1 protein-coding gene is annotated in these 256 nt (G+C 39.5%); it reads left to right on the top strand.

The window, feature by feature from the left end; translation table 11 throughout:
- Positions 1-256 (top strand): TorF family putative porin (locus tag AAEZ08_RS23215; RefSeq protein ID WP_500125218.1); only part of this gene is annotated, 256 nt, incomplete at both ends.

The following is a 256-nucleotide window of genomic DNA, read 5'->3' as shown; positions in this document are numbered from 1 at the left end:
GACTTTGGCAGTGCTGATGACACTTGGTTAGAACTTGATTTTTATGCAGGTAATTATGTTGAGTTAACTGACCGAGTCTCTGTTGATGCAGGTATCGCATATTACACTTACCATGGTGATAATGCCTCTGATGAATATTACTACCCTGAGATATACACCAAATTTGGTTACGGCTCATCGCTTGGTCATACTGAATTGAACTTTTGGTATTCATGGGATTACTTTGGTGTTGATGCTGACCATTACATCATGATGG

Source organism: Pseudomonas sp. E45-MNA-CIBAN-0222, from assembly GCF_040310405.1.
In the GTDB taxonomy this organism is placed as follows: Bacteria; Pseudomonadota; Gammaproteobacteria; order Pseudomonadales; family Pseudomonadaceae; genus Stutzerimonas; species Stutzerimonas stutzeri_AC.
Note: the sequence above shows the minus strand (reverse complement) of the source record. Positions and strands in the feature narration are given on the sequence as shown.